The organism is Candidatus Thiosymbion oneisti (genome assembly GCF_900092655.1).
Classification (GTDB): domain Bacteria; phylum Pseudomonadota; class Gammaproteobacteria; order Chromatiales; family Chromatiaceae; genus Thiosymbion; species Thiosymbion oneisti.
Map to the genome: position 1 here is coordinate 1 of NZ_FLUY01000956.1, position 5,307 is coordinate 5,307.

The 5,307-nt window shown below is 61.5% G+C and carries 3 protein-coding genes; all 3 read right to left on the reverse strand.

Features of this window, described 5'->3' with window-relative positions:
* Nucleotides 1–71 precede the first annotated feature (71 nt).
* The 3 genes from BQ17_RS09810 to BQ17_RS09820 all read right to left on the reverse strand — a co-directional run bounded on the left by BQ17_RS09810 (nt 72) and on the right by BQ17_RS09820 (nt 5,224).
* Nucleotides 72–1,724, reverse strand: a complete 1,653-nt coding sequence (locus tag BQ17_RS09810; RefSeq protein ID WP_089726602.1) for a nucleotide-binding protein — start codon at nt 1,722–1,724, stop codon at nt 72–74.
* Between the two features lie 428 nt (nt 1,725–2,152).
* Entirely contained in the window at nt 2,153–3,025 is an 873-nt protein-coding gene (locus BQ17_RS09815; protein WP_089726604.1) for a hypothetical protein, read from the reverse strand.
* Nucleotides 3,026–3,871: 846 nt separating this feature from the next.
* Complete coding sequence (locus BQ17_RS09820; protein ID WP_439645663.1) at nt 3,872–5,224, reverse strand: (Fe-S)-binding protein; 1,353 nt, start codon at nt 5,222–5,224, stop codon at nt 3,872–3,874.
* Between the last annotated feature and the right edge of the window lie 83 nt (nt 5,225–5,307).

Genomic DNA, 5,307 nt, shown 5'->3' on the forward strand with positions numbered 1-5,307 from the left:
AGGCTGGGGTGAGGAACGAACCCCAGCTTTGGTTGTTGCTGGGTTTTGGCCGTCCCTGGCCGCAACCCAGCCTACGGCCTATGGCCCTTTTTTAGACAGTCTCTATAGGTTTGGACATGGTTTTCGGGGTCTGCTGCCGAGACCCGATAATAATTGACCGCGCCCGACCGTGTGTTGCTGCGAAGCTCCGATGGTAGCTGGTCCTCCGCAACGGTCCGGACCGCCAGCCCAGGGTGATCATCCGTGGCCGCCACGGCCTGGAAGAGGTCTCCGATGACGCCTTCCAGGTAGCCCTCGAAGAAGCTGCGCAGATCCTTGCCCTGATCGTCGGGAAACCAGTCCGGGTGCAATCCGAAGGCGTCGCCGACGACCCGCAGCCACATGGCCCCGGAGGCTTCGTCGATCGCCATGGGATGGATCACGCCGATGCCGACCCCCGAGTCGAACTCGGCCCACCGCTCGATACGCTTGGAGAACGCCGCCGCGACGCCTTCCCGCTCGAAGCTGTCGTTGAGCTCGGCGGCAAAATCCCGGCCACAGCGACGGCCCACCGTGACCAGGGCGGCCCGTTGGGCGTCCGGCCCGTCCAACTGACAGGCGTCCAGCAGCCCTTTGATCAGCAGATGAAAGGTCTTGACCCGCATGGCGATGTGGGGCTGCTCGTCCACATTGAGGAGGGTCCCTTGGTGGGGGTAGCTGTCGAACTGCCGGGCCAGGATGCGTGCATCCTGCTGCATGCCGAGCTGCTCGTACCACCAGGCCTCCGCGGCGGCCGGGTCTTCCGTATCTCCCGCGGGCGGCGCCAAGCGGGCACACAGGCCGAGATAGTCGTGACTCAGCTGCCAGAACGGGTCCTTCTTTTCCCGCATCTCGAACAGGATGCGCTCCCGGCCTTCGATCTCCCGGGTCTCGGCGAGGACGACGAAATCCCGCTCCCGGAACAGCCCGGCGGCGTAGCCCTGCTCCCCGTCGGACCAATGCCGGCGGCGCCAGCTGTCCCCGATGGTGCGGATACAGTCCACGTCCATGTGCTCGCTGCGATGATCCGGCACCCGGGCGATCACGGGCACGAAGCCGATGGGGCATCCTTGGCGTGCCATCTCCCGCACCACGGCCTGGGCGGTACCACAAGCGTATTGGATGCCTTCGGGGTTGGCCGGGAGAAAATGGGCGATGGAATCCGCCCAGGATAGCAGGATGACCGCACTCGGCTCGGTAGTGGTCTTGCAGTCCACCAGCAGATAGTCCGGCGCAAAACGCTCCGCGATCAGCTGCTTGTCGGCGTCGAAGGCCTCCCGGTTGCGATCCAGCCATTCCAGCGGAAAGACCCTGGGACTGAGGCCATTGATCTCCTTGGGGGCAAAGTAGAAGAGGCGATGAAAACGGTAGGAGGCGATCAGGCGCCAATAATCGGGGCTGGTCTCGTCCCCCGCCCGCAGGAGGTACAGTTGCTCGTCGATGCGATCGATCCGGTCTTGGAGCAGGCCCCAGCGTTTGCGCGCCGAGACACCGCCGGCGCGGGCCTCGACGTCGAAGGCGTCCAGATACTCCAGGTAGCCGGGCCCGGGCGATTGCTGCCACTTGTGGTGAAGCCCCGGCGCGGTGAAATCGAAATCCAGCATCAGGACCCGCCGCCCGGTCGATGCCAGGGCCCGGGCCAGATTGCACAGGGCCAGGGTGCGGCCGAGGCCGCCCTTGACGGAGTGGAAGACCAGGGTCCTCATAGAGCTGAGAAGCCGTCTGGTTAAAAGCGATCCTGAATGATTTAGCGTTGTCGGGGGGATTTGACGTGTCGCGTTTCGATGCAACCTACACCCGCATGCCCCCCTGCGCTGCCGGCCCGCGCGGACCTCGCGTCAAGCGTAGGTTGGGTTAGGCGCGCTATCCGATCCCGAAGCACAATGATAGGGCCGAACGCACCGTAACCCAACACACCGCATTCTACAACCAACGCCAAACAACTCAGGACTGCACCCGGACAGGCTCTTAGGTCCGATCGGTGGGCAGGAACCAAGTATCTTTACAGCCCGGAAGGTTGGTCGGGTCCGGCCGCGGCGGTCGTGACGATCGGTGCGAAGAGAGTGTGGTCCAGATAAAGGCCACAATGAGGGGCAGCCCGAGGATCAGGTTCGCACTGATTCCCATGATCATCTCAATAGGCATAGATGGTTTCCTCCGTCGGCTTGGTTTTCCCCGTCGCTTTGGTCTGCGCCCTTTCCAGCTTCGCGCGGATCAGGATCGCGATCAAGGGCAGAAACAAGGCGGCCGCCAAGGCGATGTAGAACAGGGTGGCGCGGTGGATCGAATCCTCGATGAGCCCCTGAATATCCGCGATATAGGGCAAGGCGTAGAGCAGCGCGGCGAACAGACCGATGAGCAGACAGAAGGCACTGACGGAGTGCCAGCGGCTCGCTTCCCGGTCGCCTTTCTCCAGCGTCTTCATCCATTCTTCGACCTCCGTCTGCAGGTTGAAGAAGATGGTACTCACCACCACGAGCAGGCTGTAATAGGTGGGGTAGAACACATGCGAGACAAGGGGGGTACTATAGTCACCGGCGTCCCGTACCTTGACCGTCTCCGGGTCCGCCGCCGACCCCCCGACCGCTTGCGCATCCGCTCCGCCCGTTATTTCCTGGGGTGAGCAGATCTGGTCAGGGGGAGTGACATTGAGTATCAATACGCCCGCAATCGGGGGCAGCAACACGAAGACCAAGGGCAGCTGGTGATTGAGCAGGGTCCAGTGGATGCTTGCGTAGCGGCGTTTTTCCCACAGCCGCCAGAGTCCCATAACGGTAACAAACAAGGTGAAGGTGACAATCCAGGCGGTGATCGCCTTGTCGTGATGTCCGGTTGCCCACAACCAGTATCCGACTCCACCCGAGAATAGTATCCAGGAAACCGCTATCACCAGCAGCAGGCCGCCCATCCGCTCGTCGGTAGGCGAAGTGTCGCTCGCCTTCTCCCCGGCGCTCGGCCCAAAGTTCGGCCCGGAACTCGAGATCTGAAACCCCCGCGTGCGCGTCATCGCATTCTCCTCTCCCGTCCTGATCTCTTAAACAAAGCAGCTAACGTAATCATAGTGCAATCGTCGCCTGTGTGTCCCTATGGACAGAATCGGGAGCAAGTTTGCAGTCGCCAGTAGGGTAGTTGGGGTGATGGAGGAATCCCGACATTTTTTTAATCCACAGATTACGCAGATTTTCACAGATTATTTCGTTCTCAATCTGTGAGAATCTGCGTAATCTGCGGATAAAGGATACAAAATCAGAATCGGAGGGTAGGCTGTGCCCACCGACGATCCACCCGGCATCAATGAGACTGCGTCTTCTGGTCGCCGGACAGCCCAGGCCGGATTGAGTATGGGAAAAATGAGCGGGTCGCATCGATGAAGCCACGGCGTCGCCCGCGAGGGGCGTGGGCGTCTCGCCCACAATCCGTAGTCGCCCTCCCTACGGCGGAGAAATGGCATTCCCTGCCTGCCGCGGGCGGGTCGGACCCCGGCGGGCTAGTGGTTAATATTTAAGTGATATCGGTTGGGCAAAGCCCGTAAGATGGACGTAGGATGCGGTGAGCGCGGTAGGTCTTACAGGATGGCATCACGAGGAGGCGCGAACCGCATTTTTGGACAGCGGCGTGCCCGACATCCGTATCTGCAATCGTTGGCTGTGGGATAGTTTGAACCGCAAAGGCACAAAGGAATTGTAGGGTGGGCTGTGCCCACCACCCTGACTGAATCCGCGGGAGCGGACACGACGGCGTTCCCACGCTGGAGCGTGGGAACGAGCGTGATTCGTAGTTTTATACGCTGGCGCCTGCCCGGCATTGCGCCGCTCGGTCAGTCTGCAATATTAACCGAAACCCGGTGGCGGCATCACAGCCCGTAGGCTATACGCAGCAGCGTCAGCGGGTGTTCGGGCCTGCTGCCGTCGGCCAGGGCATGGCCGATGTGCTGCCCGGCTATGGGGCAATCGCTGCCGTAGTGGTCGGCCCCGAGCTGCTTCACCTGATTGGTCACCGGCCTGACGATCTTCATGGAGTACTCGTGGAATTCCTTTTTGACCGCATAGGTGCCGTCGTGCCCTGAGCAGCGCTCGATGAGCTCCACCTTGGTATCCGGGATCAGGGAGAGCAACTCGTGGGTCTTGCGGCCGATGTTCTGCACTCGCTGGTGGCAAGCGGCGTGATAGGCGACGGTACCCAAGGGCTGGGTGAATTCGGTGGAGAGCTTACCGTGCTTGTGGCGCAGCATCAGGTATTCGAAGGGGTCGTAGATGTGCGCCTTGATCTTCCGTATCCCGTCTTCGTTCGGGAACATGAGCGGCAGCTCCTGCTTGAACATGAGCACACAGGAGGGTATCGGCGCCACGATGTCCCAGCCCTCGTCCACCAGCCGCTCCAGGATCGGGAGATTGGCGTCTTTGGCCTTCTGTACGGCCTTAAGGTTTCCCAGCTCCAGCTTGGGCATGCCGCAGCACTTTTCCTTGCTCGGGATGGTGACCGGAATACCGTTGTGCTCGAACACCGCTACCAGGTCCATGCCCACGTCCGGCTCGCTGACGTTGTTGTAGCAGGTGGTAAAGAGGGCGACCTTGCCGGTGGTCGGGCCCGCGGCCTCGCCCTCGGAGCGGCGCCCGACCCGGCCTTTGAGCCGCTTGCGCAGAGTATTGCTGTGGTACTCGGGGACCCGCGCCTGGGGGTGGACACCGAGCGTGGCGTCCAGGAGCTTACGGCCAACGCCGGACCGGTTGACGGTGTTGACCACCCCCGAGATCACGGGAATGCCCGCCAGCGAGCCGATCCCATCGGTGTTGGACAGTAGCTTGTCCCGCGGCCGGGTCTTGCCCTGTTTGTGTTTCAGCGCCTTGGCCCGCAGCATCAGGTGCGGGAAGTCCAGATTCCACTCGTGGGGCGGGACGTAGGGGCACTTGGTCATGAAGCACAGATCACACAGGTAACAGTGGTCCACGACCCGCCAGTAGTCCTCCTTGGCTACGCCGTCCACCTCCAGGGTGTCCGATCCGTCCACCAGATCGAACAAGGTGGGAAAGGCATGACACAGGCTGACGCACCGCCGGCAACCGTGGCAAATGTCGTACACCCGCTCGAGCTCCTTGAACAGGTCACCCGCATCGAAAAACTTAGGGTTAGTCCAATCGATCGGGTGCCTGGTAGGTGCCTGCAGGCTGCCTTCGCGTGTTGTCATGTCATGGGTCCTGCGTTTCAACGCTTAAGAGGCTGTCTAAAAACTAACCTATTGATTTTCTACGGGCATTGATTTTCGGCTGGCTCCCCAGGCTCCAGCGTGGG

Excerpts from the sequence above, each read along its gene's own strand:
- BQ17_RS09815 (WP_089726604.1), bottom strand. The coding sequence starts at position 3,025 with ATGACGCGCACGCGGGGGTTTCAGATCTCGAGTTCCGGGCCGAACTTT.
- BQ17_RS09810 (WP_089726602.1), bottom strand. The coding sequence starts at position 1,724 with ATGAGGACCCTGGTCTTCCACTCCGTCAAGGGCGGCCTCGGCCGCACC.